The 23,789-nt window shown below is 45.5% G+C and carries 27 protein-coding genes; 17 read left to right on the top strand and 10 right to left on the bottom strand.

Features of this window, described 5'->3' with window-relative positions:
• Positions 1-279: 279 nt before the first annotated feature.
• Positions 280-414: a hypothetical protein gene (locus NF212_RS17795; protein WP_434362002.1), complete on the top strand. Its 135-nt coding sequence runs from the start codon at positions 280-282 to the stop codon at positions 412-414.
• 180 nt (positions 415-594) lie between these two features.
• Positions 595-1,290 carry a DUF899 domain-containing protein gene (locus tag NF212_RS17790; protein ID WP_434362000.1) on the top strand — a complete coding sequence of 232 codons (696 nt, stop codon included), beginning with the start codon at positions 595-597 and terminating at the stop codon, positions 1,288-1,290.
• A gap of 47 nt (positions 1,291-1,337) precedes the next feature.
• On the opposite strand, the gene NF212_RS17785 is transcribed toward NF212_RS17790, so the two are convergent.
• Complete coding sequence (locus NF212_RS17785) at positions 1,338-2,243, bottom strand: DMT family transporter (protein ID WP_434363014.1); 906 nt, start codon at positions 2,241-2,243, stop codon at positions 1,338-1,340.
• A gap of 102 nt (positions 2,244-2,345) precedes the next feature.
• On the opposite strand from NF212_RS17785, the gene NF212_RS17780 reads away from it, so the two are divergent.
• Positions 2,346-3,257, top strand: coding sequence for a LysR family transcriptional regulator (locus NF212_RS17780; RefSeq protein WP_434361998.1), 912 nt, complete (start codon positions 2,346-2,348; stop codon positions 3,255-3,257).
• Positions 3,258-3,424: 167 nt separating this feature from the next.
• Positions 3,425-3,802 carry an MmcQ/YjbR family DNA-binding protein gene (locus NF212_RS17775; RefSeq protein WP_434361997.1) on the top strand — a complete coding sequence of 126 codons (378 nt, stop codon included), beginning with the start codon at positions 3,425-3,427 and terminating at the stop codon, positions 3,800-3,802.
• A gap of 74 nt (positions 3,803-3,876) precedes the next feature.
• Here the strand turns inward: NF212_RS17775 and NF212_RS17770 are convergent, their stop codons facing one another.
• Positions 3,877-5,232: an alpha-amylase family protein gene (locus NF212_RS17770; protein ID WP_434361996.1), complete on the bottom strand. Its 1,356-nt coding sequence runs from the start codon at positions 5,230-5,232 to the stop codon at positions 3,877-3,879.
• A gap of 759 nt (positions 5,233-5,991) precedes the next feature.
• On the opposite strand from NF212_RS17770, the gene NF212_RS17765 reads away from it, so the two are divergent.
• The 8 genes from NF212_RS17765 (at position 5,992) to NF212_RS17730 (ending at position 12,198) form a co-directional block, all read left to right on the top strand.
• Complete coding sequence (locus NF212_RS17765; protein WP_434361995.1) at positions 5,992-8,094, top strand: EAL domain-containing protein; 2,103 nt, start codon at positions 5,992-5,994, stop codon at positions 8,092-8,094.
• Between the two features lie 90 nt (positions 8,095-8,184).
• On the top strand, positions 8,185-8,277 hold the full coding sequence (locus tag NF212_RS17760) for a type II toxin-antitoxin system YoeB family toxin (RefSeq protein ID WP_434363012.1): 93 nt from the start codon (positions 8,185-8,187) through the stop codon (positions 8,275-8,277).
• A gap of 405 nt (positions 8,278-8,682) precedes the next feature.
• Positions 8,683-9,360, top strand: a complete 678-nt coding sequence (locus NF212_RS17755) for a hypothetical protein (RefSeq protein WP_434361994.1) — start codon at positions 8,683-8,685, stop codon at positions 9,358-9,360.
• 83 nt (positions 9,361-9,443) lie between these two features.
• On the top strand, positions 9,444-9,854 hold the full coding sequence (locus tag NF212_RS17750) for an LIC_13387 family protein (RefSeq protein WP_434361992.1): 411 nt from the start codon (positions 9,444-9,446) through the stop codon (positions 9,852-9,854).
• A gap of 153 nt (positions 9,855-10,007) precedes the next feature.
• On the top strand, positions 10,008-10,337 hold the full coding sequence (locus tag NF212_RS17745) for a DHCW motif cupin fold protein (RefSeq protein ID WP_434361990.1): 330 nt from the start codon (positions 10,008-10,010) through the stop codon (positions 10,335-10,337).
• A gap of 135 nt (positions 10,338-10,472) precedes the next feature.
• Positions 10,473-10,982 (top strand): hypothetical protein, encoded by a 510-nt coding sequence (locus NF212_RS17740; protein WP_434361988.1) that lies wholly within the window; start codon positions 10,473-10,475, stop codon positions 10,980-10,982.
• A 169-nt stretch (positions 10,983-11,151) separates the two neighbouring features.
• Complete coding sequence (locus NF212_RS17735) at positions 11,152-11,661, top strand: GNAT family N-acetyltransferase (RefSeq protein WP_434361986.1); 510 nt, start codon at positions 11,152-11,154, stop codon at positions 11,659-11,661.
• A gap of 120 nt (positions 11,662-11,781) precedes the next feature.
• Positions 11,782-12,198: an MOSC domain-containing protein gene (locus NF212_RS17730; protein WP_434363011.1), complete on the top strand. Its 417-nt coding sequence runs from the start codon at positions 11,782-11,784 to the stop codon at positions 12,196-12,198.
• Between the two features lie 180 nt (positions 12,199-12,378).
• Here NF212_RS17730 and NF212_RS17725 read toward each other — a convergent pair whose 3' ends face one another.
• Entirely contained in the window at positions 12,379-12,873 is a 495-nt protein-coding gene (locus NF212_RS17725) for a YkgB family protein (protein WP_434361985.1), read from the bottom strand.
• Between the two features lie 42 nt (positions 12,874-12,915).
• Positions 12,916-13,185 (bottom strand): glutaredoxin 3, encoded by a 270-nt coding sequence (grxC, locus tag NF212_RS17720; RefSeq protein WP_434361983.1) that lies wholly within the window; start codon positions 13,183-13,185, stop codon positions 12,916-12,918.
• Between the two features lie 125 nt (positions 13,186-13,310).
• Here grxC and NF212_RS17715 point away from each other — a divergent pair, with 125 nt between their 5' ends.
• Together NF212_RS17715 and NF212_RS17710 are read left to right on the top strand one after the other, a co-directional pair.
• Positions 13,311-14,168, top strand: a complete 858-nt coding sequence (locus NF212_RS17715; protein ID WP_434363010.1) for an AraC family transcriptional regulator — start codon at positions 13,311-13,313, stop codon at positions 14,166-14,168.
• Positions 14,169-14,361: 193 nt separating this feature from the next.
• Positions 14,362-15,954: an ABC-F family ATPase gene (locus NF212_RS17710; RefSeq protein ID WP_434361981.1), complete on the top strand. Its 1,593-nt coding sequence runs from the start codon at positions 14,362-14,364 to the stop codon at positions 15,952-15,954.
• A gap of 131 nt (positions 15,955-16,085) precedes the next feature.
• Here NF212_RS17710 and NF212_RS17705 read toward each other — a convergent pair whose 3' ends face one another.
• Entirely contained in the window at positions 16,086-16,844 is a 759-nt protein-coding gene (locus NF212_RS17705; RefSeq protein ID WP_434361979.1) for a PEP-CTERM sorting domain-containing protein, read from the bottom strand.
• Positions 16,845-16,988: 144 nt separating this feature from the next.
• Positions 16,989-17,741, bottom strand: a complete 753-nt coding sequence (locus NF212_RS17700) for a response regulator (RefSeq protein ID WP_434361977.1) — start codon at positions 17,739-17,741, stop codon at positions 16,989-16,991.
• Between the two features lie 96 nt (positions 17,742-17,837).
• On the opposite strand from NF212_RS17700, the gene NF212_RS17695 reads away from it, so the two are divergent.
• Positions 17,838-18,467: a DUF3047 domain-containing protein gene (locus NF212_RS17695; protein WP_434361975.1), complete on the top strand. Its 630-nt coding sequence runs from the start codon at positions 17,838-17,840 to the stop codon at positions 18,465-18,467.
• 155 nt (positions 18,468-18,622) lie between these two features.
• Positions 18,623-18,868, top strand: a complete 246-nt coding sequence (locus NF212_RS17690) for a TIGR02647 family protein (RefSeq protein ID WP_434361973.1) — start codon at positions 18,623-18,625, stop codon at positions 18,866-18,868.
• A 65-nt stretch (positions 18,869-18,933) separates the two neighbouring features.
• On the opposite strand, the gene NF212_RS17685 is transcribed toward NF212_RS17690, so the two are convergent.
• The gene (locus NF212_RS17685; protein WP_434361971.1) at positions 18,934-20,112 is read right to left on the bottom strand and encodes a GGDEF domain-containing protein; all 1,179 of its coding nucleotides are present in this window, start codon (positions 20,110-20,112) and stop codon (positions 18,934-18,936) included.
• A gap of 291 nt (positions 20,113-20,403) precedes the next feature.
• Between NF212_RS17685 and NF212_RS17680 the strand changes: the two genes are divergently transcribed.
• Positions 20,404-21,342: a YeiH family protein gene (locus NF212_RS17680; RefSeq protein WP_434361969.1), complete on the top strand. Its 939-nt coding sequence runs from the start codon at positions 20,404-20,406 to the stop codon at positions 21,340-21,342.
• On the opposite strand, the gene NF212_RS17675 is transcribed toward NF212_RS17680, so the two are convergent.
• The 3 genes from NF212_RS17675 to NF212_RS17665 form a co-directional block, all read right to left on the bottom strand.
• Complete coding sequence (locus NF212_RS17675) at positions 21,339-21,524, bottom strand: hypothetical protein (protein WP_434361968.1); 186 nt, start codon at positions 21,522-21,524, stop codon at positions 21,339-21,341. The genes NF212_RS17680 and NF212_RS17675 overlap by 4 nt on opposite strands.
• Before the next feature lie 135 nt (positions 21,525-21,659).
• Entirely contained in the window at positions 21,660-22,655 is a 996-nt protein-coding gene (locus NF212_RS17670) for a DUF2955 domain-containing protein (RefSeq protein ID WP_434361966.1), read from the bottom strand.
• Positions 22,645-23,778, bottom strand: a complete 1,134-nt coding sequence (locus tag NF212_RS17665) for an HlyD family secretion protein (protein ID WP_434361965.1) — start codon at positions 23,776-23,778, stop codon at positions 22,645-22,647. Before NF212_RS17665 ends, NF212_RS17670 begins: the two co-directional genes overlap by 11 nt.
• Between the last annotated feature and the right edge of the window lie 11 nt (positions 23,779-23,789).

Genomic DNA, 23,789 nt, shown 5'->3' with positions numbered 1-23,789 from the left:
ACATTCAGGTCTGGGCATTGTTTCTTCAGGTCATGAACCGAGGAGAAAAGTAATCCGTTTTTGCTTCATTAATATAGAAATCACCCAATTAAGTCAGTTCGGCGGCTAGAGGCTTAAAACTATCTGAATGTTTTTCCGAGTGTTTTTCGTTTGCCCTGTATCGTAAATATTGAAAGCAACAAAAACTCGATTAAAAATGTGATCCATGTCTTGTAATGGTGCAAAAATTGAGTGGAATCTCGCCACATTAAGACAGTATTTGCACAAATGGTGTTGTTTATGGGTTACGAACTTGGTGGCGCTTACATTGGCCATATGATTGCGCTTGATGCCATGCACAAAGCGTACTACGGCAAGACAAAGAAGAAAAAAGCGTCCATTTTCACGCGTATCTTCAAAAAAGTGGCAAAGTAATCTGAAAGCCCTGATATAAATGTCAGGGCTTTCTGCTAATTACCTTCCCGAACTTCCTTCAATTCCCATCTTCTGCCATCTTGGTTTCTCCAACCGAAGTGTTGTTGTCCGGATATCCATTCCCCAGCCGTCTTTACTTTTGTGTATACCTATCAGGTACAGCCAATTTGGGAGGCATCTATGACACAGGCAGCGACGAGAGAAGAATGGCTTACGGCTCGAAGAGCGTTGTTGGAGCGTGAAAAGTCACTTACCCGACTGCACGATGAACTGAGTGCAGCGCGCCGGGCATTACCCTGGGTAAAGGTGGATAAAGACTACCGATTTGAAGGCCCCGATGGAGATATGCCTTTATCAGACATGTTTAAGGGCAAGAACCAGCTAATTATTTACCACTTTATGTACGGGCCTGATTGGAAAGAAGGTTGTTCCAGTTGCTCATTCTGGGCTGACAATTTTAACAACGTGGATATTCACCTTAACCAGCGAGATATTGCTTTTGCGGCCGTTTCACGGGCACCGATTGAAACGCTCAACGCATTTAAGGAGCGTATGGGGTGGAAATTCAATTGGTACTCCTCTTTGGGTGGTGATTTTAACTTTGATTTCCATGTGTCATTTGAAGATGGCCGGCCTGAGCCTGATTTTCGTACCTACAACTTCCGGGATGCCCCAAATGCCAGCGGTGAGCTTCCCGGAGTTAGTGTGTTTATAAAAAATCCTGACGGCGAGATATTCCATACCTATTCGGCTTATGCCAGGGGGCTGGAAATTTTCAATGGTGCTTATCAGCTTATGGATTTAACCCCCAAAGGACGCGACGAAGAGGGGCTGAGTTACCCCATGGCCTGGGTGCGGGTAAAAGACAAATATTGATTAACTGCCAAACCGCCGACATTGGTGGTTTGGCTTATTTCACTAGTTCAGTCTGCTTTGACAGAAGCCAGTATGACGCAGGCCAGAATAACCATTCCACCAAACAGTTGGACGACGCTAAGGGATTCGCCCAACCAAAGCATGGCGAACAGTGCCCCAAACAATGGTTCACTCCCCATCAACAGTGATGCCCTTGTGGGAGAAATTTTCCTGACTGCGTAGTTCTGAACATAAAAGGCGAACAGGGTACAAAACATAACGAGATAAATGACTATCAACCAGAAACCATATTCGGTTGGAAGGGTGAACGCTGAAAGATCGACCGTGAAGCAGGCGGCCAAAAGTGCACTTAATGCTACAACCATTGATTGAAGGCAGGTCAGGGTTGTATTGGAAATAACTTTGCCGATGGTGAGCCGTTTTGTTGCAGTAACCATAATTGCACGGAGTACCGCCGCGATCAGGATAAAATAGTCCCCGGTATTGAGAGTAAATCCAATACTGCCGGATTGGGTAAGCAAAAAGACCCCGACCACACTTAATAATGTCAGTAATATCATGCGGTTGCTGATGCGTTTTCCGTTTATAAAAAACTCGGCAAATGACGTCAGGATTACAGAAAGGCTGATTAGAAAAGCTGCATTGGAAGCGGTGGTCTGGAGTACGCCATATACCTCAAAAAAGAAAATCGCAGACAGGATGCCACCGGTTGGGATGGCAACCTTCCAGTCCTTGCTCAATCCTTGATTGATATCCCGAACTGCTATGGGGAGAAGGCAAAGGCCTGTCAGGGAAAACCGGATGACAATAAAAAGCAGTACCGGTGTATAGAGCAGAGCCTCTTTTGTCAGCCCATAACTGGTGCCCCAGAATATAGCGACAAGCAGCAGCGACAGTTCAGTAAATGGAAAGGCAACACGGTACTTTCCATTAGGTTTGGCCAGTATAGTCATCATCTCTTCCTAGCATTTTGAGGCGTTAAACGTTGACCCTTTTAGCTTCCACTATTACTTTCTGGATAACAATGCGGTGTATTTGGAAGGGACAATTGCGTTATGGTCACGAATAAGCTGATGGTTTTGATGCCAGAGATGGCAGTTTTTGTCACCGTAATTGAAGAAGGAAGTTTTGCCCGTACAGCCATTCGTCTGGGAGTTGCACCATCTTCCGTCAGCCGCTCCATCTCTCGTCTGGAAAATGCGCTGGAGAAAAAACTGATTGCACGCACTACACGTAAATTGAGCCTGACGCCTGTTGGTGAGGAAGTGTTCGGATTGTGCAAGGACATGCTCCAGTCTGCCAAACAAGCAGTGGATGCTGCGCAATCTGAAGAAGGTGAGGTTTCAGGCGTAATCCGTTTTGCAGCGCCGAAAGCGTTATCCCGGCAGGTGCTGATGCCGATTGTTTTGGAATTTATCGAAACACATCCGGATATTTCGGTTCACTTTAAAGTGATCGATCACTATATCGATCCAGTGAGTGACGAGGTCGATGTGGTTATCCATATTACCAACCAACCTGTAGAAGGGTTGGTTGCGAAAAAACTTGGAAGCACTAGGCTGGTGGTTTGCGCAACCCCGGCTTATCTCCTGCAGCATGGAACGCCGGAGCTGCCGGGCGATCTCGCCAGACACAATTGTATTTGCCTTGGTGAAATGCCAGCAGACAGAAGCTGGAAATTTACCAAGGATGCAAAAGACAAGACCGTAACTGTAGGTGGAAGCTTAACGGTTAACCACAGCGAAATCAGAAGGGAAGCCGTGTTGCGTGGGTTAGGGATATCAATATTTCCAGAATTCGTCATTGCGGACTACATAGCATCGGGGAAGGTGATTGAAGTCTTGTCAGACTGGTACCTTAATGGGCGCTACCAAGGGGATATCGTTGCCCAGTACCCTTATTCCAAGTTTGTGCCTAACCAAGTAAAAGTGTTTTTGGCTTTTCTTTCTGAAAGGTGGCAGGCATGAACCAATAGCGGATAGAAGCCAGTGATGTTAAAAACACCTATATTCCTTCTGTCACTTGTATTATTTAAAGTCGACCTGAAAAAGTAAGACTCTATTTGAAAACAGGTATTTATTCCTCCATATCAGAAGGTTAAAGATAAAAGCATTTCGAGAACTAAAGGACGACTATGACCTATGATGAATTCAATGCCTTCTGTGGTTCTTTCCCTGCTACAAACCATGTAATTCAATGGGGTGGAGCCCATGTCTGGAAGGTGGGTAGCAAGGTATTTGCCATTGGCGGATGGGGTGAGGGCAAACAGCCTGCATATATTTTTAAAACCTCTGATCTGAATTATGTTTTTTTGGCTGAACACCAGGGTTACAGGCCTGCTCCTTATTTCGCAACACGAGGTATGAAGTGGATCCAGCAGACGGAAACATCAGGGCCTCTTGATGATGATCTGAGGTATTACCTGTCCGAATCATACCGAATTGTGGCTCGGGGGTTATCTAAACGTAAGCAAAAAGAGCTGGGGCTCAACCTTGAGCCAGAGAGAAAGTAATTGACCGTGTTATTCGAACTGTAACCACATAAAATTTTAAGGGTTCAACCATCCTTGCTGAACCCCTACTGAGTTTATAGAGCCAGCATTCTCGCGGTTTGGGCAGGGACAGTGAGAGTGTGATACCGGGAGGTAATGGTTTCACTGTGATTGCTCAGCTTGTCCTTGTAAGGCATATACCAATTGAATTCATAGTTGTAGGTATCAACAGTATATGAGCGTTGTTCTGCGCATTTATTGATGGCAACCAAGCCCTGTTTTTCGCGCTTGAATATCAACAGGCATTGATCGCTATGGATTGTTTGCATGGATTTTCCCTGCATCTCATTGTGAAAGCTAATCATGCTGACCATATCTGCCTGATTCCATGCGTTATGCCAGCGTCCGTTGTCCCTGTCTTCCGCTGGTGAGAGTTCGTCACTGTATATGAGTGGTGTTCCGCCATCTTTTCCGAGTATATAGGCATAAGCGAGCTTTTCACTGACAGGGTCCATAATCTGGTAACGAAAGCCGTCATTTGTCGGAATGTCATGGGTGATGGTAAAGGTTACCGCACGATCATTGGGCAGTGCTTGCCCATACGCTTGCGGGTCGTGCAGCATCGACATGCTGCCGTTGTAAGAAAATGCAGCCCGAATAGAAGCAAATAGCGGAAAGTCATAGGCACTGTGATTTGTGTCATTCAGGTAGGGTTCGAGGAACGCGTGGTAATCGCTACTTCCTACACCACCACTGGTGATAACCTCGCCGAATACATGCATTCCATTCGTGATTTCAGGAGTAAAAACCTGAGAAATCTGGTAGTTGCTCATATGCTTGACGGCATCAACACGGAACCCTTTAATTCCCATGTCTTTTAATGCCTGTAAATAGAGCCTTTGCTGGGATACGACCCAATTGTTCGGATCAAGATCGGGAAGGCCGGTGTCACCTTCTCCTCCGCATAAACGCCAGTACTGAACGTGTCCGGGGTTCCCCCAGTCTGTGATACAGCCGGCGGGATGGAAATCGTTCTCTGAAAATTGTTCGTTGGCCAGATCACCGAACAGCTTTTGACGATTGAAATAGGTGGTATCAGCATTGTACTGGGAGAGCAGTTCGCTACCCGGATAATTCAGGTCACTGCGTTTCCAACTTTCATTTGCCATATGGTTCAGAACTACATCTGCATAGACATCAACCCCTTTTGCACTCAAGGCTGCAATCAGTGCTTCAAGGTCTTCCTTGTTGCCTACCGGAGAATCTATCAGACGGATATCCTGAGGCTGGTAGCGGGCCCACCATTCGTTTCCGGATGATTTTAAAGGCGGTGAAATCAGAACTTTCTTATAGCCAGCCTGAGCAATCTCAGTGGCCTGAGCTGTGATATCACTGTACTTCCAGTTAAATGCATGCAGGATTGCATCAGCGTATACGCTGGGTGCGTACATGCCTGCACATAACAGAGCACCAAAAAGAAAGGGGGTGTGGGAGTTCGTGAATCTTTGAATTCTATTCGGGATTACGGGGTGTTGTGACATGGCGGCTTACCCAATCGTAGCGGAAAGTGTGCGCAGCCTAATCATTCATTGTGTGAATATGTATGTCTGCGGAGATGAACTGGAATCAGTATCTATAACGGTATGGGTGACATTTCCAATTGTGTGATAAGTGGCAAATTCGGTGCAAGCCAATAGTTGCTCTTTATTCGGTTTGTAGTCATTGGATTTGGTGTTGAATTACAATCCAATCGTTATCATTGGTAGCGGTAAAGTTACACGTTTTCCGTTCTAAACACATCTGGCTAACGAGTATTGTTGAGTGGTTAAAAGGAGGAGTAAATATTCTAAAGAAAGAGATAATATGAAAACCGTTAGTGAAAAAGAATAATGTTAGTGAATGTTAATATATGTGTGGTTGTGAAAAGTTAAATCAATTATTTATCGTGTATATACTAAGCGATATTTAATAAAAGAACTTTCCTGCTCATTTGTGAGATATTATTGAACTTTTAAAATATAAATAATTTTAATGTTGTATTTTAATAAATATGATAACCCATTTAGTTCAATGGCATAAAATGGTGGGCGAGGATAGCTTATAATTTGATGTTATTTAAATTTCATACAGTACAGAGATGAAATATGAGATTTAAGGAAGTTGGTTCAGAATAATCTAAACTCAATAATAAAAAATTAATGGAGTGGAATATGTCATTGTTATTGAAAGATAAACATATTGTCCTCTCTGAGTATTTGTATTCTATAAAAACACTTCTTGCTCCTTCAATGCAAGCAGTGCGGGAGGGAATGCTTTGGATGGTTCCCTGCTTGATGCTGTCCGCACTGATATTATTTACCAGTTCAGTTGTCGACTTTTTGTTTGACGGGCGTCCCCATTGGGTCGATGCATTGTTTAACATCTATATGAAAATAATGAGGATATTCCCTTTTCTATTAACGTCTGCAATCTCTTATATGCTGGCATTTCAGTATCGCTTACCCAGACCACCCACCGCACTTATTTCAATAACTCTGTTAGCAATTACTTATCCTTTGTTTCCAGATGAAAATACGATGCAAACGGTTGAAATCGTATTGGCGATTTTTACACCTCTTTATTCAATTCCTATCCTGGCTTACCTTAACCGGATTGAGTTTTTAAAACTTGCCGATTATTCAAACGTAGGTAATGCCGTAAATGAGTCGATGAACTTGATTATTCCGACTTTTTTGACGGCTATCCCCGTAGTGATAGTTAGCATGTTTGTGATTTTTGTTACTGGAAACCTGCTTGATTTAGACCAAGCTCCATTTGACTACGCTAATGAACCTTATCAATTTGGTGTAATGTTTGCGGCATTGAACTCGTTGCTTTGGTTTGTTGGGGTCCATGGATACTTCGCATTGCTCCCACTCGTAGAGCTTCTTCAAGAAGCGTGTATGTTCAATTATTCAAGTGTCAATGCGGGGGGTGAAGGTCATTATCATATGAACCTGGCATTTATGGCTGCATTTGTTTTCATTGGGGGGAGTGGGGCCACCTTTTCATTTATTCTCGCGTGTTTGTACGGTGCCCGTGAGAAATCGTTGAGGCTGATTGCGATTGCGTCTATACCACTGGCTGTGATTAATGTTAATGAACTCTTGCTCTTTGGGCTGCCAATCATATTTAACCCTCGATTGCTTATTCCTTTTGTTTTGGTTCCAATTATAAACGTATGCGTTGGGCTGATGGCTATAGAGAGCGGCCTGGTCACTTCTCCAAGTGTCTCGGTCCCTTTTCTCAGTCCTGTTTTGTTCAATGCCTGGATTTCAACAGAGGGTGATATTAACGCCGTGATTTTACAACTGGTTAATGTGGCTATCGGTGCGCTTGTCTATATGCCAACAGTATTAAAACTCGATAAGGAATGGAGTGGCAAAAAAATCTACTTTGCATCCCTCGACTCCACCTACACGCGACGCCGGGAGGAAGCAGAAGCATTGACCGACGATCCGGTGATCTACGCAAACATCAGCAGGAAGAACCAAAAAACTCTTGAAAGCGCCTTGGAGGGGTTAAGCAGGAGGGAATTTTGTCTGGAATATCAACCTCAGTTCTGTCGAAAAAACGAGCGACTGACCGGGTGCGAAGCCTTGGTGAGAGTCATCGATGAGGCCGGTAATATTGAGTACCCAACACAATTTCTCCCTTGGTTGGAAAAAGGTGGATTACTGAAAGATTTGGATTTGTGGATATTTCGCCAGGTAACCGAAGACGTGAGAAGCTGGGAAGCGGCTGGCTATTCAATTCCTGTCAGTGTAAATATAACTGGTGAGACCCTTATGGATGAAACTGCCATACGTGAGATTGAATCGTTGATAGCTCCCTACCATGGGCGAATTAATATAGAAATTATGGAAAGCACACTGATATTAAATGAAAGTAAATTGAAACGTACTTTATCTCGCCTTAAAAAACTGGGTGTAGGCATTTATATTGATGATTTCGGGACGGGGTTTTCTGCACTTAGTTATCTGAATAAATTTGATATGGATGCTATAAAAGTTGATCGAAGTTTTGTTATGGCGTTATCCTCTTTAAAAGGTCAGCGAGTATTTTCCAGTATAATCAATATAGCAACGCAACTTGGCCTTCATGTTGTCGTTGAAGGGGTCGATGATATTGATCAATTCGAACATATTCCAGTTAGCCAGCAAATCTCCATCCAAGGCTGGTATTACAGCAAATCTATCTCAGCTGAATTGATGGTTAAAACGTATGCAGAACACCTGAAAGCGCTACGACCATCCAACAATAATTCCTTATAGAGTCTTATGACAACCTCTCTTAGCGGAAGGTTGATATTTGGCATAAATAAATTTTAGTACAATGCAGGTAAAGCGACGCAAAAAGAAGATATTCAGTTCCAAAAGGTTCTTGATACCGACAAGCTTGTTTATGCGGTCGCTGACGATACTATCACCGTCTTTTCATGCCGGTACCATTACTAACTTCATTCACATTAAAACAAAGGCTTAAAGGTTTCACTTTCAGAAACCTACTTCAACACTCCCGTCCTAAAACAGCTCTCTCTACCTCTTCAAGTGCTCATCTGGAGTCATATGGACGTAAACGAAGCGACTGCGTACACTGAATTGGGCAATTTTCCATCGTAGAAAAACAGTGGATATCCATACAGAAACGGCATTTAGTAAAATTGGGGAAGACTATCAGGCGTGTGCACGAAAATCTGAAAATGGAAATCTGATGATTATATCTATCCTTATGAATTTAATAGAAAAGTATAGACAGCGCGTTACATGGTCACAGAACTATACGACAAAATGTTGGAAGAAAAACGTGCACGCTGCCTTCTATTAAATTGTTATGATCTCAACACCAATTAGGTAGCTCGAATGAAAACAAGCATATTAGAAAGAGTTTCTTCAGCGGCAAGTTGGCTTGGGGCTGTAGCCTCAATAATTGCAGTGGCTGTGTATTACGTTGGATCCCAAGCAAAATTGAACGACGTGGTTAAGTATACAGTGCAGCGATCAGTTTCTGAGGAATTCTTAAAAGAACTAGAACAACGCAAAAAAGAAATTGCAGGTTTAGAAGTACAGACGAAACAGTTTATCGAGAATACAGTAATCCAAGTACAGGAACTGAAAGAGCAGCAGCAGAAAATTTTGCTTTTAGCAAGCACTCAGAAAATGGATGCATCACTTCAAGCTGATTTTCTTGATGAGGTAGCCAATAGAGTTTCAAAAGTAGTGAATAATGGAGATATTGATAAACGGATTAAATTGATCGAAAGTGTCGTTATTCAAGATCCAGAAAAAGCTCTTCAGCTTCCGTTTATCAAAAGAGAGTTGTCACAGCTGACAAAATCTGTCGATGCTATGAACAGCAAGCTCGAAGATTTTGAAGACTCTTTATCAGATATCAAAGTTCATAAGGCTGAAGTGAGTGCGCTATCAAATCAAGTAGCACTTACAAATAATTGGATGATCGGAATATTTGGCGCTCTAGGAGTATCCGTTCTCGGTTTGTTAATCGGAAATGTATTCCAACATAGAAAGCAACAGTCATAACAAACGCAGGCACAGGGACAAATTTCCGCTACGCTCCAATTTGCCCGTGCTGCGAGCGTTAGGTGTCAAATCAGGGAGGCAGTATGAGTGAAATACTAATAATAATCGGAGTGTCAATATTCGGTGTTCTGGGCGCTATCCACTTGGTGTATACATTTCTCACAGAAAAGTTTAACCCTTATGACGCTTCAGTGTTTACTGCCATGAAAAGTACGTCACCAAGACTTACCAAAGAAACGACAATGTGGCGCGCTTGGGTAGGCTTCAATGCTAGCCATAGTTTAGGCGCCATGTTACTACCAGCAATTTACCTTCCATTGGCCGTTAACCATTTCGAAGTTATTAAGAACTCTATTTGGTTTTCTCTTCTACCAGTAGTGGTTGGTGTATCATATTTAATATTGGCCAAAAAATACTGGTTTAAAATTCCATTTGTTGGTGTACTTATTTCTCTAGCTTGCTTTCTGGCTTCAGCATGGTTAATCAACACATAACAAGCCGCTCAAGAGGGATTCACAACGCTTGGCACCCTCACTTCAAGTCAGTTTAGTGTTTATGGCACAATGCTTTAGGTAAGGTGACAGCGTTGTTCACACCTTAATTTGGCGTTATGTGCTTTTAGCAATTAATAGGAATGAGTAAACAATATGGATATTAAGAATATTCCTTTCGGAATTACGGATTGGAATGATGTAGAAGCGTCGGAGCATTCAGGTGAAACAGGTATGGCTTATTGGCGCACCAAACACTTTGGTCAGCTTCGTGTACGAATGGTTGAATACTCAGAAAACTACCTAGCAGACCATTGGTGTTCGAAAGGACATATCTTATTTTGCTTGTCAGGAGAGTTAACCACTGAGCTCGAAGATGGACGTATCTTTGTTCTAAAACCCGGAATGAGTTACCAAGTTGCCGATAACGCGGAAGCTCATCGTTCTATGACAAAGTGTGGAGCAAAGTTGTTTGTAGTTGACTAAGAGTATGCACATAACAAGGCAATCAACGGGAGGTCTTGTCAATGCGGAAACTTTCAAAGTGTCGTGAATACAATGGATTAAAGCAGTTTTGGGCGGTTTGGTAAGCGCCAGTTATTGCCACGTTATGGAGAAAATATGGGCTATCTGATTTTGTTAGTGTTGATGACTTTTTTCTGTTGCTGGCTTCTTAAGCTGCGGAGCTCTGTTGATGATTTCATAGCATCTGACCCTTTGGTCAAACTTGATAGCCGTTTAAGAGTGATTCGTAGGTGTTTTAGTGATTCATTTCTTAGAAAAGCAAGTGAACAGAGGGTAGAGTCAATTCGTACCCAGACTGAAGGAGCGGCTTTGCTGCTTCTTATGGTGTTGATTTCCTTCGTTTGGCTACTAACGGAGCGTGGCGTTGATTTTCCGGACAATATTTCAATAGAGGGAGCTCTTATTGTTTCAAGCTTGCTAGTCGGATTTGGGGCATTTATAAGGTTCGGTTACTTCTTTAATAGACTTGGTAAGTCTCTGTTTCTACTGAATAGAATGGCAATAAAATTCTATTTCAAAAAAACAACAAAGTGGTTTGTCATATCAGCTCCACTACTGGCGACGCCTTTAGCCTATGCGTACTTCTTTCTCCACATTCAAGAGTAGTTGGAGAACTTACAATTTTGGTGGGTCTCTCCATAACAAAGGTTTTGAAGGCGGACGAAAAAACGCCTCGCAATTTTTGTTAAATTAAATTTTGGCGATTAAAGTTGTATTTTTGCGTGAAGTTATCATTTTTCGTCCCTTAAAACGACGTTATATTTCTGGAGGAAATGTGGAGTATCGAAAACTAGAAGTAAGTGACTGGGAGCAGTACAAAGAATTGAGATTATTAAGCCTAGTTCAGTCTTCAGAATCTTTTGAGAACAGCTTTGAAGATGAATCTACGCTAAGGAATGAACAGTGGATTGGTCGAGTAACTGCTACTCAAAGTGCCTTTATTATAGGTGCATTTGATGGTGATGTATTAATTGGAGTTGCTGGTTTTGCTCAAGCACTCAAAGACAAAATCAAACATAAATCTTATTTATGGGGTGTTTTTGTAAAACAAGAGTACCGAGGTCAATATATTGCAAATGACATGTTAAGCAAGCTTGTTCACATTGCCTTCCAACACACTGATATCTCGCAGATTCAACTCACAGTAACTGCTGAAAACGAGGCGGCCATCGCGCTGTACAAAAAGTTAGGTTTTCGCAAGTATGGTACTGAGGTAGACGCACTTAGAGTTAGCGGGAAGTCATATGATGAAATATTAATGGCATACGTTGTAGATGAGACATAACACATATGAGCCCTTCTCCGGTCAATAGGCGATATTATTCTGTTGGCTGTGTTGGCAAATTGTGCGTTTGAACAACAAAGTCGAACACTACACACTACGCTCTGTCACGGTCGCGATTAAATTGTTAGTTCTAGAGTTAAAGTCGATCCTACTCAGCCTAATCTCAGACAAGTTCACCTTCTGCATAATGAGTTGTTCACTGAGCTTAACGCTAAAGGGTTTGAAGTTGAGCCAGGATCACTCGGAGAAAACATTACAACATCGGGTATTGATTTACTTGGTTTACCAAGAGACACCGTAATTAGGTTTAGCAGTGGAGCCGAAGTACTGATCACTGGTCTCCGAAACCCATGCCCACAAATAGAAGGATATCAGACAGGTCTTCTGTCTGAGGTATTAGGAAGAGACAATTCAGGTAAGGTGGTTCGCAAAGCCGGAATAATGGGTGTAGTAAAGGCTGGAGGTTGGGTATCAGCAGGTGACAGCATTGAAGTTGAGTTACCTCCGAAGCCATTTGAATCTCTTCAAAGGGTTTAAGGGGTAACAGAAGCTTAAAACCGCCAGCCAACGCTTAGCGTTTTGGATTTGTGGTGAATTTAGTGTTTAAGGTGTAATGCAGCGGCTTGTTTTGTGCGTTTTCAGCCTTTTAATCAAAGGAAAAAACCGATGACTCGGTCACCAGTTTCATCCTTTTCAATTTCGTTATCCTTTCATTCATCAGTCACGCAGCAGGGCTTTTGCCAGCAATGACAGCGCAGCGGTCAGCAGTACGATATCTTTCAGCAGAAACTGGCCAGGCACTACCGAGATTGCAGGGAAACCGCCCAGGCTGGCTTCGGCAATCGGCGCAGTGAACAAGAAGCTGGTTGTCACGGCGAAGGTAATCGTGGCACTTGCAGCACCAATAACAGCAATGGCGCGGTTAAACGGTGCGAGAATTAAGGCCACAGCCGTCGCGACTTCCACGGTGCCAATAAGGTTGGAGACCCCTTGCAGGCTGAACACGCTGTACAACCAGCTGGTGAGAGGACTTGATGCAACCAAGCCTTCAATGGCACCGGCTTCATACCCGGTGAATTTCATCGCGCCAATCCAGGCCAGCACAATCACAATGGAATAACGCACCGCGTGGTCTGCAAAGTTGCCCAGTGAACGTGCCAGGTCAGCGCGGGATTCGTTTTGGTAGCCGTGTGCATGGGTGTAACTCGTCATGGTCATTTTCCTTTTAATAAATATCCGTTGTTGGGGCTGAAACTATTGTGTTGCGAGTTGGCTGAATACGATGTGTTCAAACCGTCCGTCGTGAATCGCGTCGTTCAAGTCCTGGTTTCCGCCGATATGGACATCGCCGACGAAAATCTGGGGCACCGTATGGCGACCGCTTCTTTCTTTCATTTCCTTGAAAAGCGCTGCGTTGGTGGTGACTTCAATTTCATTGAAGGACAAACCCAGTCTTTCCAATGTGTGCTTGGCTGCCTTGCAGTGTGGGCAGTAACTCTTGGTGTAGATATCAATCTTTGACATGGTGGTACTCCGTGTTCGTTGTGTATGGGAGTACTTTATGGATTTGATGGGATACCTTCTATGCATAATCATCTTGAATGCATACACTCATCGTATCGCTGAATAAAAAAGAAGGAGAGAAAGACATGGAAGTGATGAGCGACATACTGCGTTCAATCCGGGTGGTCGGCAGTGTGTACTTCTGTAGTCAGGTGGAAGCGCCCTGGACCAAAACATTCACGGATTTAGACCATGCCAGTTTCCATATGATACGAAGAGGGACATGCTGGGCGATGGTCGGCGAGAAGGTTGAACGGTTGGAAGAAGGGGACCTGATATTTCTTGGGCCGGGCCAGGACCATGAATTGTCAAGCCAGTCACCCAGCGACAGTGAGCCTGACCTGGATGACACCACCTTATTGCTGTGTGGCTCATTCAGTTTTACCCGCAGCGCCACAACACCTTTACTGGAGGTGTTCCCGGACATGACCATTGTACGCAATGACGATTTCGTCCGTCATCCCTGGTTGAAAAGTACCTTTGACCAGCTCAGTGCAGAATACATGTCCCAGGGGCCGGGCTCTGAGCTTATCGTGAATAAACTGACTGAAATTGTCCTGGTCGAACTGATTCGTATCAACTTCGGTCGTGAGCAAAAGAACCCTTTCCTTGAAGCGTTGAATGACAAACGTATCTCCCGCGCCCTGCAACTGCTGCATGACCACCCGAAACGAAGCTGGACGCTGGAATTGGTCGCGGAGCAAGTGGGAATGTCGCGAGCAGCGTTTGCCAAGCGTTTTACGTCAATGGTTGGTCGCCCAATGTTTGGGTACCTGACGGACTTGCGAATGCAAAGGGCACAAGAGCTGCTTCGGGAATCTATGCTGCCGGTGTATGAGATTGCTGAGGAAGTGGGTTACGAGTCCGAGCGGGCCTTTACCCTGGCGTTTAAAAAGCAGATTGGTACTACGCCAAAAAGGTACCGAGATTCGTCGCCTACTTAACCGTGACCGCTGAGCTGCCCTTGTCCCAACTTTGCAATATTGGTTGTTTAGTCTTCCTTAACAGTCAATGGCAAACCGAAGCAGTGGCTAATTCCGCTTTTATTTGCCTGTTAACGCCCCCAGCCATTGCACATTGGGAGCGGGGGCTGTAGTCTTGCCCGGTTTCAAATCACGTTAATCAGGAATAAGAAAATTGATTACCACCGCTAACATCACCCAACAGTTCGGCGCCAAGCCACTGTTCGAAAATATCTCTGTCAAATTCGGTGAGGGCAACCGATACGGCCTTATCGGTGCAAACGGCTGTGGTAAATCCACTTTCATGAAAATCCTGAGTGGCGAACTGGAGCCAAGTGCAGGTAACGTCAGCACAGATCCAAATGAGCGCGTTGCCAAGCTGAACCAGGACCAGTTTGCCTACGAGAACTTTGCTGTTATCGATACCGTTATCATGGGCCACGCTGAACTGTGGGAAGTGAAGCAGGAGCGCGACCGTATTTACTCTCTGCCTGAAATGACAGAAGAAGACGGTATGCGTGTTGCTGACCTGGAAGTGCAATTTGCGGAAATGGATGGTTATACCGCTGAATCCCGTGCAGGTGAACTGCTGCTGGCAGTAGGTATCCCTCTGGAGCAGCACTTTGGCCCAATGAGCGAAGTGGCTCCGGGTTGGAAACTGCGTGTACTGCTTGCCCAGGTGCTGTTCTCAAACCCAGATATCATGTTGCTCGACGAACCAACCAACAACCTGGATATTGATACCATCCGCTGGTTGGAACAAACGCTTAACGAGCGCAACTGCACCATGATTATCATCTCGCACGACCGCCACTTCCTGAACTCCGTGTGTACCCACATGGCTGACCTGGATTACGGTGAACTGCGTATCTATCCGGGTAACTATGATGAGTACATGCTCGCAGCTACCCAGGCGCGTGAACGTCTGCTGGCAGACAACGCCAAGAAGAAAGCCCAGATTGCTGACCTGCAGCAATTCGTTGCCCGTTTCTCAGCTAACGCATCAAAGGCTAAGCAAGCAACGTCACGAGCTAAGCAGATTGAAAAGATTAAACTGGATGAAGTTAAGGCATCAAGCCGCCAGAACCCATTTATCCGTTTCGAACAGTCTAAAGAGCTGTTCCGTAATGCGCTGATTGCCGAGAACCTGAGCCAGGGATATGAAGAAGACCTGTTCAGCGGATTCAGCGGTATTTTCGAAGTGGGTGAGCGTGTTGCCATTATCGGTGAGAACGGTGTGGGTAAAACTACGTTGATGCATACCCTGGCTGGCCGTCTGGACCCTCGTAGCGGCGAGTTTAAGTGGTCAGAAAACTCCAACATCGGCTATTACGCACAGGATCATGCCGATGAGTTTGCAGAAGATATGAACCTGTTCGACTGGATGAGCCAGTGGAAAGATGAGGGTGATGACGAGCAAGTGGTTCGCGGTTTCCTGGGCCGTATGCTGTTTTCTGCCGACGATATCAAAAAGTCTGTTAAGGTAATTTCCGGTGGTGAGCAAGGCCGCATGCTGCTTGGCAAACTGATGATGCACAAGCCAAACATGCTGTTGCTGGACGAACCGACCAACCACATGGATATGGAATCCATTGAATCCCTGAACATGGCACTGGAAAATTATAAAGGCACCTTGTTTTTCGTCAGCCACGACCGCCAGTTCGTGTCCTCCCTGGCGACCCGTATTCTTGAAATCAGAGATGGCAAAATCAACGATTTCAAAGGTACATACGACGAATACCTTTCAGCAAAAGGCGTTGTGGAATAAGGCATCTCAGCAACTATTTCTCAGCGATAAGCGGAAAAGAGAAGGGCAGCCATTGTGGCTGCCCTTTTTCTATTTGTGAACAAAATTCACCGAAATTTGTTGGTCAATATATGCACTTAAGTGTTTGGCGTTTATACCTGTGTTTTACGACGTCGCATGTAACCTATACCCAAAAGGCCAACACCTAACAGCGCAATACTTGCAGGCTCCGGCACTGTGAGGGCATCGATAGAGAAATCGATGGATACCGGACCAGAAGCGCCGTCTGTATTGATGATGAATTCAAGTGCACTGATGGAAGTAAAGTCAATAAGAGTGAAATTGGCGAAAGAAACAGCCAAAGACACAGGCGAAACAATCTGAGTTGGTCCTGAGGACAAAACAACTTGCTCGAATACCGCACCTGCGTTAGACCACAGGTTGATAGCGAAATTGAAAGACGCGTCAGCACTGAGTACGTCCAGTATAAATGCGTTACCCGCTGCTGCGAAGTCAACTGCGCCCAGACCAGTGGTATCAACGGTTTCTGCGATACCGTCAAGGCCGTCATACTGGATACTGGCTGATGCAATGTCACCATCACCGGTTGCGTAACTCAGGCTGCCTGAGTCGACGTTAATTTCAACACCATTGGCTGCACTTGTACCTTGTTGAAGCAGTTCCACATAAAGGTCGCGCTCACCTCCCAAGATACCGGCGCCCGCAAATGTACTTCCTGCTCCATCAAGGCGGTCAAACACATTATTTTCGTCGGTAATGTCCTCTGCAGAATTAATATTGGGTCCTGCTGGATTATTAAAATTGTCAATCACCAATGCTGCGCTTGCTTGCGATGCAAAAAACAACGAAGCCGCAACTGTGGTGAACAAACCATACTTACTTAGTTTCATTGTTATCTCCCTATAGCCAAGGTTGCTTGTGCAGTAGGGATATAGCGAGTTTCATGCCACTATAACTTAGGTAAGGAAAACAGATGCTTATTGATACGCATCTGGTTGGGTTATGTCGGCATGTAAAAATATCTGACAAGCTGGTCAGCAGGTACGGTTTTGATACCGCCTTTCTGGACGTCCTACTGTTCCATAGGCCACTTCTGCAGACAGTTCATCCGTGCTGACGAGGTATTCAAGATAGCGTCGGGCTGTTGTTCTGCTGGCGCCGATTTCCTGTCCAACTTCCTCAGCATTCAAAGCGTTAGGGTTGCTTTCGAAAACAGTTCTGATTTTATCCAGAGTGAGTGCATCAATGCCTTTAGGGAGGCGGGTATTGCTGTCCTGGGTATGCTGGGTCAGGGAAGGCTTGGTCGGGTTTTGCAATAAGCCGTCAACATCACTTTGTGCAAGAGACTGCATTTCCTGTAACTTGGCCAAATGCATTGAGTAATTTTGCAGCGAAGCCTGCAGGCGCTCAAAAACCAGAGGTTTTAGGATGTAATCAAAAATCCCCGAGTGCATAGCAGTTCGAAGTGTTTCTACCTCTTTTGCAGCAGTGATAAGGATGACGTCAGTGGGGCAATTTTGGGCGCGCATTTCCCGGAGCAATTCAAGGCCGGTACCGGTAGGGAATTGGTTATCTAAAAGCAACAACTGAGGTTGCAACACCTCAACCATGTCACGGACCTCATCCAGCCCGTGAGCGATTCCCTGAACCTCAAACCCATCAATACGTTCAACAAATCGACGCTGTATTTCTGCGATTTGAGGGTCGTCTTCTGCAATAACTACGCGAATCAAACGGCTTGCTTCCCTGTTCAGGCCATAGGGAGAACATACAGGCTCTATCCCCATAGTTGGCTTTAACGATATGGTTAATTTTAAGGTGTTGTGCCATGTTTTGGGAGAGGGAGAGCAGGTTTGCCTGTGCAAATCGTTAATGGAGATTGGATGAAAGCCCTAGTTTGTGCGTTAAGTCTGGTTTTGATTATGGTGTCAGTTGTGAAAGCAGGCACTGCTTTGGAATTTACACCGAAAGAAATGCTGGATTGGTCCCACAGAAGCCTGAAGGGAAAATCGGACTACCAATTGCTGGAAAGTGGTAAAGGGATAAAAGCAAAGGCTGAAAGCAGTGCCTCTGGCTTGTTTTGTGAACAGGAGATAGACGTCAAGACAATGCCGTGGCTCTCCTGGCGCTGGAGGGCGGTGAGTTTTCCGGATGTTCAGGATGAAGCCGCTAAGGAGGGCGATGACTTTGTACTGAGGCTGTACGTCCTGGTTAAGCCCGGTTGGACAATGAAGAGTGCCAAAGGCGTGGTCTATGTATGGTCTTCGCAGGAAAGTCCGGACGAATCCTGGCCCAATCCTTTTGCGACAGACAACATTGTCACCGTCCCCTTGAGAGGGCGTTCTGAAATTGGCTCTTGGGTAGATGAACGGCGCAATGTCAGGGAAGACTTCAAGCGATACTTGGGGTTAGATGTTAATACAGTGGAGGTGATAGCCATTATGACCGACGCAGACAATGGAAAAAGCCGTGCAGAAGGAGAATATGGGCGGTTACAGTTTGCCCATGAATAGCCAAGTTTACGTGCCAGATATCACAAATTGATGAATTCATTGGACAGTGAATCAGCAGTCAGGACAGGATTTGATCCCGGTTCAAGGTTTAGAGACAAACCCGACATATAGTGCAGGTATATTGAATACAGGCTTATCACCCCTTGGAGGTAACAATGCCATTTACACCGGATCTGGTTGATGAAATGAATATGCTGGTCAAATTTACCCGTTCATCTGAAATGATGTCTGGTATCAAAGTACACAGCGATGCACATCCAGACATGATTTCTGCAACCAAGCGTTTGTTTGATAAAGGCCTGATTACAGCGACTGACGGTGGTTATCTGACTCCTGTCGGTATGGAGGCTCTGGAGCGTGCCAAAGAGGCGCTGTCCATTATTTCCGGTCGAAGTGAATAAGCGGTAAATCAGATACAATACAGGGCGCTCAATGGCGCCCTGCTTACGTTTTTAAGATCAGAGTGTCATGCAAGTTCAAGTCTGTTCCGGCCATTCTCCTTGGCTTTATAGAGGGCTTGGTCGGCTTGCTTCATAACATCTTGCGGTGAGTTACCATGGGTCTGGTCAGCCAGGCCGATACTTATGGTTACTTTGACGGTATTGGACTTGTCACCTGTCCCCCGCTTATCCGCCCCGGCTTTGCCTTCTTTTGACCGTTCATCGTGGTTTCGGATAGCCAACTCGTATCCGGCAATGTCTTCACGCAGCTCATTAAGGTGGCTTTCACACTGGATGGCTGATTTTCCCTTGAACAGTATGGTGAACTCCTCACCGCCATAACGGTAGACCTTGGCTCCGCCTTCACAGCGTTGCATAACAGCTGCGACCAGGCGAAGTACATCATCCCCCATTTTGTGGCCGTAGGTATCGTTGAACTTTTTGAAATGGTCGATATCCATCATGGCGAGGGAGTAGCGGCGGCCAAGATGCCGCATTTCATTTTCCAACGCCCTGCGACCGGGTATGCCAGTCAGCCCATCGATAAATGCCAGCTCATGACTGAACGAAATCATGTTAATGCACAGCAGTACACCGGCCAAAAGGAAAGTGAGTGAGGAAACGTGCGCACGGTCGAAGAAGGTCAGGGTAAACGTGCATGCAAGAAGACATACCAATGCCGACTGATCTGAACTACCATTCCTGCTCAGTTGGAACAAGGCTGCGATACAAGTTGCGGCAACACCCAGCAAAACCAGCAAAAAGGGCAGTGGGCTGATTTGCGGTACGGTATCCAGATAGCTTTCCCACAGCCATGTGAGTGAGCCTTGCGGAAACTCCTCTATTAGCAGGTAGGACCAAAACAGTTGCCCGGCAACCAGAGCGAAAAACAGAGCTCCGGATCGGGAAACAAAACGCTTATCTGGATAAACAAGGGTGTAAAGGATATTCAGGGGAAGCAATAAACCAAGGAGCACGTACTCGAGGCGCGTAGTTCCAACGGAAAGTGGAGTCTGCAGGCGCTCCTGGATCACGGTATAGGCGACAATCATCAGGACCGCCATCATGCCCGTCCTGTTCTGGTTAAACAACTGGCTAAGCAGGGCAGCCATTGCAAACAGGTAGTAAGGCGCGGTCTCAATGATAACCGGTAATTCCGATGCTTTTTGTGCCGCTTCGTCCAAAAACAAGAACAAAGCAGCCACTGAAATTACCGGCAAGATACAACGGAATTCTGGACGGCGTATTAAATCAGTAAGATGCATCCGGGTAAAAAATGGGTCACGTTAGTCATAATTTAATTAGAGCATATAGCTTTTACCGGTTTTTCCCAACAAGTCGGCGGGGAAAATGAGCAGAAATCGCCATTTTAGACGATCGGTTGGCGATTATTGCCACAGATGACAATTCAACGCATGTTATAAGTCATACAATTTATGTTAAGCCAGAACAATTCCTCGTATAATGCACGCTCACTTTTTTACCCGATTTTTTATATGCCGTCCTTCTTCCGTACTTTGACTCCACAGCATTGGCTGACCATCCTGGTTGCTGTGCTTTGTTTTTCCCCGCTGGTTAGTTCACCAGTCGCGTTGGTTCTTGGTTTTGTACTGGCAACTGCCAAATTGCTCCCTAAAGGGTTCAACCCGGCTGCAATGACCAAAAAGCTGCTGGCATGGTCGATAGTCGGCCTTGGGTTTGGAATTCATTTAAACGAAGCCATTGAGGCAAGCAAGGAAGGTCTTGGGCTCATTGTCGTTTCGATATTCGCCACACTGATCCTTGGTACGGTTTTAACCCGGATTCTGGGTATAGAAAAGAAGACCGGGCATTTGATTGCATCCGGCACAGCGATTTGTGGCGGAAGCGCCATTGCTGCGGTTGCCCCGGCTATAAATGCGAAGGATGAACAAATCTCTCTGGCACTTGCGACTGTGTTTGTCCTGAATTCCGTGGCGCTGTTTATATTTCCTGTGATTGGGCATATGTTGGACATGAGCCAGCATGCGTTTGGTACCTGGGCTGCCATTGCGATCCATGATACCTCTTCGGTAGTGGGAGCTGCCGGTGCTTATGGTGATGAGGCGCTGAAAACGGCCACGACACTGAAACTGGCCCGTGCTTTGTGGATTATTCCGGTGGCTTTCATCAGCGCGCTGATGTTCAAAGGTAACTCAAAGGCGGTTTCTGTGCCTTCGTTCATCATTTTCTATTGTGTGGCGATTGCTGTTGCCCATTTCCTGCCTCAATTCCAACCTGTCTATAACACCCTATTTATGCTTTCAAAGCGTATGCTGGTGGTATGCCTTTTCCTAATTGGTTGCAGCATTACCTTGAGTAAACTGAAAAATGCGGGTCCAAGGCCTTTGCTGTTGGGTATGATGCTATGGCTGGCTATTGGTGGCGGGTCCTTGGCGTATATTGAGATGGCTTAGCCTGGCAACTTCCTCCTGCGGATGTATTTTTTCCTTTGAATTTTGGTTGGCTCAGAAATCTTCAGCCAGGCAACAATGGCGACGATAGCAAAGGCGGTCAGATCGGCGATGGCGCTGATAAGGCCGTCTTGGGTGAGGGAAAATCCCAGAAGTGCAAGAACTACAAATATCCAGATTTTCATTGGGGCATCCTGCCTTGACCAACACCCTTGTATTATCTGCCCGTTGTTAATAACGGAAAAATACGGTTTCCCTCTATAAAAGCGTTAAGGGTTATATGCGAAATGAGGGAGTGCGGTGCACTCCCATGACATACATTACGATTTTCGTGGTAAAGGGTGAACCAGTATCAATACCATAAACCCGAGTACAACTGCCGCGAGTATGGACATGAACCGAGTGAAATCTGAAGACAGACCGCTTATGCCCGTTGACGTGATGCCGTAATAAATCAACACAACAAAACTCGAATACATAAGCTGTATCGCGTTAAAGCTTGCTCCTTTCCTTACAGCAGCGATACCCATAAGCAACGAGCAGACAATTGTCATCCCTAACGTGCCGATAATGTTGGCTTGCAATGCAGTCAGCAACATTAATGGAATGGCGTATATAAGACTTGCGTATGTGGTAAGTAAGCGCCGCAATCCGTAGACTAGCCCGGCTTTGGGATCCGGATCTTTGATGATTAAGGCAACCACTATCGTGATGATGGTGCTTTGCTCCAGATTAAGCCGGATCGTAATCACCAGCGTCACCAGAATAGCTAGTGCTTTTACCAGGATTCGCCATGCTCCGTAATGATACGTACCGGTTTCCGTCGCATCAGGTGGAGGCGCTAAAGGCGTACCACCCGGAAACATGAAGTAGGCTAAATACCCAGTAAACCCTGCAATGAAAATATTCTTTAGCAGGGCTAGCGGAAGGTTGCTGACATCAATGCCTTTCTGTTTAGAGAAAACGGCAATCATCGATGTGGACACAATAAGTAAAATAGCCAGTAAATCCTGGGCGTTTTCGCGGGTACGTACCATGCACCAATAGAACACGCCTAATAAAGCTAAGTAGTATACGACCGGGTATCCATAGAGAATGGTGCTTAAGGCTCCTTGAATCCAGGACGTTGCGTACAACACTCCTCCCATGAGGAAAACCATGATTAACGGGGGAGGATTGTTTGTGGTCGTCAGGAAAACCGCACACATTGCAGGTGCCAGTAGTGGCAGGTCAGTACCAAATTCGAACTGCCAAAACAAAAGCAGAATCGGGAAAACTGCGACCCGAATCAGTGCATTTTCGGGATTATGAAACATAGCTCATGTAACTCCACACCCAGGTCCAAATGTCGAGCAACCTCTCACCAATATATGACTGTCCAGGATAGAAGCTTACGACTGCACGGCCGTTGTATCGAAGTGAAATGTCCGAAGGCAGGTCAACAAACTTGATATTCACTGGGAAACGCTGTGATTTCGGGCTGCCATTCGGGGAATCAAGCAATCCATTTGAGTTGTCCACTTGTAGGCTTCCATTACCGCTGCTGCCCCATCCGATTGAAGTCACTTGTCCGTGGAAAATCACGCCCGGATAAGAATCAAAAACGATTTTCACCTTGGTGTTTTTATTCAAATAGACCAGGGAATTCTCGGTCACCATCGCGGTCATCCACAGATGATGGTTGTTGATATAAGTGAGTAACGGTTGGCCATTACCAGCATAATTCCCTGCAGCAAGATTCATGTTTGTTACTACACCGTCGGCAGGCGCTTTAATATCTGTGTAGGAAAGATTGAGTAAGGCTTGTTCGAGTTTGTTCAGAGACGATTGTATCTGAGGATTGTTTTCCCCCTGGGGACCAAGTGCCTGCTCTGCTTTCTGTAACGCAGCGGTAGCCTGTGCAAGGTTAGCCTGTGCCGTTTCCAGAGAAGCCATACTGTCATCAAGGCTAGCTTTACTGATAACACCTCTTTGAGCCAGTGTCCGGTTACGTTCCACGTGTTGGTGCGCATTCGCGACTTTAACGCGGGCTGCTACCTCGTTCGCCTTGGCTGCATCAATGGCCGCGGAATCAGAATGGAATGTCTGGGTGCTTTGCTCCAAAGCGAGCCTTGCAGCTTTTACCTCGAGTTCAAATGGGTGCTTATCAATGGTGACTAAAGGCTGTCCCTGATGCACAGCTTCGTTATCGTTGACAAGTACCTGGGCAATTGGACCGGAAACCTGAGGACTGATTCGAATTACCTGACCATTCACCCTGCCATGATCTGTCATTGGTGTAACACGGTCTGCCCAGAGGCTGTAAAGCCAGATACACAGAACGGCAAAAAAGATGTAATAGGTCAGCTTTTTGGCACGTCGAGTACTGTCAACTCGTTCATTATCTTTCGGTGAATTCTCCGGAGTTGCGTTTTTAGGAACGTCTTGTAGATCGCTCATGTTGTTTTTCT

Source organism: Parasalinivibrio latis (genome assembly GCF_036825535.1).
Taxonomy (GTDB): Bacteria; Pseudomonadota; Gammaproteobacteria; order Enterobacterales; family Vibrionaceae; genus Parasalinivibrio; species Parasalinivibrio latis.
Note: the sequence above shows the minus strand (reverse complement) of the source record. Positions and strands in the feature narration are given on the sequence as shown.

What these genes read in the sequence shown, in the direction of transcription:
- NF212_RS17795 (WP_434362002.1), top strand. Translation starts at nt 280, where the DNA reads ATGGGTTACGAACTTGGTGGCGCTTACATTGGCCATATGATTGCGCTT.
- NF212_RS17790 (WP_434362000.1), top strand. Translation starts at nt 595, where the DNA reads ATGACACAGGCAGCGACGAGAGAAGAATGGCTTACGGCTCGAAGAGCG.
- NF212_RS17785 (WP_434363014.1), bottom strand. Translation starts at nt 2,243, where the DNA reads ATGACTATACTGGCCAAACCTAATGGAAAGTACCGTGTTGCCTTTCCA.
- NF212_RS17780 (WP_434361998.1), top strand. Translation starts at nt 2,346, where the DNA reads ATGGTCACGAATAAGCTGATGGTTTTGATGCCAGAGATGGCAGTTTTT.
- NF212_RS17775 (WP_434361997.1), top strand. Translation starts at nt 3,425, where the DNA reads ATGACCTATGATGAATTCAATGCCTTCTGTGGTTCTTTCCCTGCTACA.
- NF212_RS17770 (WP_434361996.1), bottom strand. Translation starts at nt 5,232, where the DNA reads ATGTACGCACCCAGCGTATACGCTGATGCAATCCTGCATGCATTTAAC.
- NF212_RS17765 (WP_434361995.1), top strand. Translation starts at nt 5,992, where the DNA reads ATGTCATTGTTATTGAAAGATAAACATATTGTCCTCTCTGAGTATTTG.
- NF212_RS17755 (WP_434361994.1), top strand. Translation starts at nt 8,683, where the DNA reads ATGAAAACAAGCATATTAGAAAGAGTTTCTTCAGCGGCAAGTTGGCTT.
- NF212_RS17750 (WP_434361992.1), top strand. Translation starts at nt 9,444, where the DNA reads ATGAGTGAAATACTAATAATAATCGGAGTGTCAATATTCGGTGTTCTG.
- NF212_RS17745 (WP_434361990.1), top strand. Translation starts at nt 10,008, where the DNA reads ATGGATATTAAGAATATTCCTTTCGGAATTACGGATTGGAATGATGTA.
- NF212_RS17740 (WP_434361988.1), top strand. Translation starts at nt 10,473, where the DNA reads ATGGGCTATCTGATTTTGTTAGTGTTGATGACTTTTTTCTGTTGCTGG.
- NF212_RS17725 (WP_434361985.1), bottom strand. Translation starts at nt 12,873, where the DNA reads ATGACGAGTTACACCCATGCACACGGCTACCAAAACGAATCCCGCGCT.
- grxC (WP_434361983.1), bottom strand. Translation starts at nt 13,185, where the DNA reads ATGTCAAAGATTGATATCTACACCAAGAGTTACTGCCCACACTGCAAG.
- NF212_RS17715 (WP_434363010.1), top strand. Translation starts at nt 13,311, where the DNA reads ATGGAAGTGATGAGCGACATACTGCGTTCAATCCGGGTGGTCGGCAGT.
- NF212_RS17705 (WP_434361979.1), bottom strand. Translation starts at nt 16,844, where the DNA reads ATGAAACTAAGTAAGTATGGTTTGTTCACCACAGTTGCGGCTTCGTTG.
- NF212_RS17700 (WP_434361977.1), bottom strand. Translation starts at nt 17,741, where the DNA reads ATGGGGATAGAGCCTGTATGTTCTCCCTATGGCCTGAACAGGGAAGCA.
- NF212_RS17695 (WP_434361975.1), top strand. Translation starts at nt 17,838, where the DNA reads ATGAAAGCCCTAGTTTGTGCGTTAAGTCTGGTTTTGATTATGGTGTCA.
- NF212_RS17690 (WP_434361973.1), top strand. Translation starts at nt 18,623, where the DNA reads ATGCCATTTACACCGGATCTGGTTGATGAAATGAATATGCTGGTCAAA.
- NF212_RS17680 (WP_434361969.1), top strand. Translation starts at nt 20,404, where the DNA reads ATGCCGTCCTTCTTCCGTACTTTGACTCCACAGCATTGGCTGACCATC.
- NF212_RS17675 (WP_434361968.1), bottom strand. Translation starts at nt 21,524, where the DNA reads ATGAAAATCTGGATATTTGTAGTTCTTGCACTTCTGGGATTTTCCCTC.
- NF212_RS17670 (WP_434361966.1), bottom strand. Translation starts at nt 22,655, where the DNA reads ATGTTTCATAATCCCGAAAATGCACTGATTCGGGTCGCAGTTTTCCCG.
- NF212_RS17665 (WP_434361965.1), bottom strand. Translation starts at nt 23,778, where the DNA reads ATGAGCGATCTACAAGACGTTCCTAAAAACGCAACTCCGGAGAATTCA.